The sequence below is a fragment of the Mycobacterium sp. TH-M15 genome, assembly GCF_057473705.1.
The window spans coordinates 1-3,346 of the sequence record NZ_JBYCLB010000093.1; the positions used below are offsets into that span (position 1 = coordinate 1).

A 3,346-nucleotide genomic window follows, 5' to 3' on the forward strand; every position below is an offset into this window, starting at 1 on the left:
CGGGATACTCACGGCGTCCAGCACCGACGGCAACAGCAGCGTGGTCGCCACCGGACCAGTGTGTCCGCCGCCTTCGCCGCCCTGCACGATCACCGCGTCGGCACCCCAGGATGCCACCTTCCGAGCATGCTTGGCTGCACCGACCGACGGGATAACCACGGCACCTGCGTCTTTCAGCTTCGCGATCAGCTCAGGCCTGGGTGCCAGCGCGAACGACGCCACCTTCACGCCCTCGCGGATCATCAGCTCCACCCGCTCGTCGGCGTCGGTCGCATCGGCGCGGATGTTGACCCCGAATGGCTTGTCGGTGGCCGACTTCACCTTGCCGATCGCGGTTGCTAGCTCGTCGAGCGTCATCGTCGCCGACGCCAGAATCCCCAGCCCGCCGGCGTTGGCGGTCGCCGACACCAGCCGGGCGCCGGCCACCCAGCCCATCCCGGTCTGCACCACCGGGTGCTCGATGCCGACCAGGTCGGTCAGCGGCGTGCGCAGTTTCATGAACGCACCTCTTTGTCCCGCAGCGACTTCGGGTCGATCACCTCGCGGATCAGCCGCAGCTCCTCGACCTCCGGCAGCCGGGTCTCGGGTGCGTTGGCCAGGCCGTGCACCTCGAACGAGGTGTCCTCCGCGACGTCGGAAGCCGATACCCCCGGATGCAGCGAGACCGCCCGCATCTGGTGCTCCGGTCCGCCGAAGTCGAAGACTCCCAGGTTGGACACCACCCGGTGCACGTTGACGAAACGGAATGCCGGATTGGCGGCGTCGACCTTGTCGTAGCCGATGCCGCAGACCACGTCGACGGCGTCGCAGAACACCCGCTTGGAGTGATTGCCGACGAAGTAACTGGTGGCGTGGTTGATGGTGTTGCCCGGGGCTCCGCGCACCCCGAACATCTGCCGGGTCGGGTGTTGCAGCGGGCCGAACGCGGACAGGTTCTGGTTGCCGTACCGGTCGATCTGGTTAGCGCCCATCACCACGTGCCGGCGGCCCCAGGCCAGCGTCTCGAAGACCCGGCCGAACGGCATCCAGCCCTCGATCTCGCCCACCTTGCCGATCGCCGGGGTGTCGGCCAGCAACCGGGCCTCACCGTCGGTCAGGACGATGTCGGGAGAGAACGTCAGCCGGGCCAGCCGGGCGCCGATCCCCACCACGGTGGTCATCGGGCTGACCATGATCTCGCCGGCGTCGCGGAACAGCTCGGCACACGCCGTCACACAGATCTCGGCGCGAGTGACATCGCTCATGATGCGTCCTCTCCGAACTTGCGGACCGCCGCCTGGTAGTCGTCCTCGTTACCGGACAGGTAGGTGGCGGTGAACTCCGCCCAGGTCTCGTCGGACTTGGCGGATTCGGCATAGTGGCGCTGGAATTTTTCGTCGCGGCCGTAATCCGGTGCGGCGGTGGTGAAATGGGCACCGTTGGGTACCTCGACGACCGAGTCGACCATCATCCGGTTGACCAGCAGTGCCTGGGACGGCACCGCGGCGACCAACTCGTCGGTGGAGACCAGCCTGTCCACCGACAGCAAGCGGCGCTGCGCCGACATCAGGAACAAGTCGTCGAAGTACGGGTCGATGCCGGTGTAGGCGGCGTTGCCGCGCGAATCACCGAGGTTCATGTGCACGAACGCGACGTCCAGGTTCAGCGCCGGCATCGCCACCAGCGTCTCGTACCCGCCGCCCGGGGCCTGGTACGGGCTGGTGACCGTCTTGAGCTCGCCGTCCCAGAAGTCGACCACCGAACTGCCCAGCCCGGCCCGGATCGGCAGGAACGGCAGCCGCTGCGCGGCGGCCTGCAGCCCGCAGCGCAGCATGCCCTCGTCCATCTCCCGGGCGACGATCTCACCGGCGGTGCGCCGCCGGGCGAACCACGGGTCGTAGAACGGCGGCGAATCCAGCGAGACGAAGCCGTAGTAGACCTTGGCGACCTTGCCCGCCGCGCACAGCAGCCCGATGTCCGGGCCGCCGTAGCTCACCACGGTCAGGTCCGTGACGTCCGAGCGCAGGATCGCCCGGACGAACGCCATCGGCTTGCGCCTCGAACCCCAGCCGCCGATGCCGATCGTCATCCCGTCGCGCAGCTCGGCGACCGCGTCGTCCAGGTTGGTCAGCTTGCCGCTCATTTCTTGCCCTTCTCGGTGCCGGCGAACGCGTCCCGGTGCTCGTCGGCGACCCCGGCCAGGTTCAGCTCGAAGGTGAAGCCTTGCTCCATCCGGTAACTGGAGTTCACCTTCTGCACGTCGATGAGGTTCAGGGCTTCTTTCGCCGCCCGGATCACCCGGGTGTCCTTGGCGGCGATGTCGCGGGCCACCCGCAGCGCCGCCTCGTCCAACTCGGCCCGGGGCACCACCTCGTGCACCGAGCCGTAGCCGGCCAGCGTGGCCGCGTCGACGGTGGCGGCGGTGTAGAACAGCCGGCGCATCATGTGCTGCGGCACCAGCCGGGACAGGTGGGTGGCCGCGCCCAGCGCGCCGCGCTCCACCTCGGGCAGGCCGAAGGTGGCGTCGTCGGAGGCGACGATCACATCGGCATTGCCGACCAAGCCGATGCCGCCGCCGACGCAGAAGCCGTTCACCGCGGCGATCACCGGCACCGCGCACTCGTAGACCGCCTTGAACGCGACGAAACAGCCGCGGTTGGCGTCGATCAGTGCGGTGAAACCCGCGGTGTTCTGCATCTCCTTGATGTCCACGCCGGCGTTGAAGCCGCGGCCTTCGGCGCGCAGGATCACCGCGTGGGTGGACATGTCGGCGCCGGCTGCGGTGATGACCTCGCCCAGCTCGAACCAGGCCCGCGACGGCAGGGCGTTGACCGGCGGGTAGTCGACGGTGACCGCGACGATCCCCGGCTCGACGGTTTTACTCGTGATCGGCATCCAGTCTTCTCCTGCTTTTCCTGCCAGTTCCCGGGCGCATTGACCTGAGCAAGCACTTGCTTGGTACGCTAGCACAGTGGCTGAGCCGATCAACCTGGGTCTGACCGGGCAAGTGGTCCTGGTGACCGGCGGGGTGCGCGGCGTCGGCGCCGGGATCAGCGCGGTCTTCGCCGAGCAGGGCGCGACCGTCGTCACCTGCGCGCGGCGTCCGGTGGACGGCCTGTCGTACGAGTTCCACGCCTGCGACGTGCGCGACGACGACGCGGTGCAGGCGCTGATCGGCGCGATCGTGGCGAAGCACGGCCGGTTGGACGCGGTGGTCAACAACGCCGGCGGCTCCCCGTTCGCGTTGGCCGCCGACTCCTCGGCCAACCTCAGCCGCAAGATCGTCGAACTGAACCTGCTCGGCCCGCTGTCCGTCTCGACGCACGCCAACGCGGTGATGCAGGCCCAGCCGACCGGCGGATCGATC

General features: G+C 68.6%; 4 protein-coding genes and 1 pseudogene. 1 reads left to right on the top strand and 4 read right to left on the bottom strand.

The window, feature by feature from the left end; all coding sequences use genetic code 11:
• The 4 genes and pseudogenes from ipdC to echA20 form a co-directional block, all read right to left on the bottom strand.
• Window positions 1–498: pseudogene (gene ipdC, locus AC2VNT_RS02325) on the bottom strand ((3aS,4S,5R,7aS)-5-hydroxy-7a-methyl-1-oxo-octahydro-1H-indene-4-carboxyl-CoA dehydrogenase); the annotation flags it as partial.
• Complete coding sequence (gene ipdB, locus AC2VNT_RS02330) at window positions 495–1,244, bottom strand: cholesterol ring-cleaving hydrolase subunit IpdB (protein WP_486945320.1); 750 nt, start codon at window positions 1,242–1,244, stop codon at window positions 495–497. The pseudogene ipdC and the gene ipdB, both read right to left, overlap by 4 nt.
• The gene (gene ipdA, locus AC2VNT_RS02335) at window positions 1,241–2,122 is read right to left on the bottom strand and encodes a cholesterol ring-cleaving hydrolase subunit IpdA (RefSeq protein WP_486945321.1); all 882 of its coding nucleotides are present in this window, start codon (window positions 2,120–2,122) and stop codon (window positions 1,241–1,243) included. The genes ipdB and ipdA overlap by 4 nt, the downstream gene beginning before the upstream one ends.
• Window positions 2,119–2,874, bottom strand: a complete 756-nt coding sequence (echA20, locus tag AC2VNT_RS02340; RefSeq protein WP_486945322.1) for a (7aS)-7a-methyl-1,5-dioxo-2,3,5,6,7,7a-hexahydro-1H-indene-carboxyl-CoA hydrolase — start codon at window positions 2,872–2,874, stop codon at window positions 2,119–2,121. Before echA20 ends, ipdA begins: the two co-directional genes overlap by 4 nt.
• Before the next feature lie 76 nt (window positions 2,875–2,950).
• Between echA20 and AC2VNT_RS02345 the strand changes: the two genes are divergently transcribed.
• A partial coding sequence (locus tag AC2VNT_RS02345) for an SDR family NAD(P)-dependent oxidoreductase (RefSeq protein ID WP_486945323.1) occupies window positions 2,951–3,346 on the top strand: 396 nt, incomplete at its 3' end.

Bases quoted from the DNA above. Each gene is read 5' to 3' on its own strand.
- ipdB (WP_486945320.1), bottom strand. From the start codon at position 1,244: ATGAGCGATGTCACTCGCGCCGAGATCTGTGTGACGGCGTGTGCCGAG.
- ipdA (WP_486945321.1), bottom strand. From the start codon at position 2,122: ATGAGCGGCAAGCTGACCAACCTGGACGACGCGGTCGCCGAGCTGCGC.
- echA20 (WP_486945322.1), bottom strand. From the start codon at position 2,874: ATGCCGATCACGAGTAAAACCGTCGAGCCGGGGATCGTCGCGGTCACC.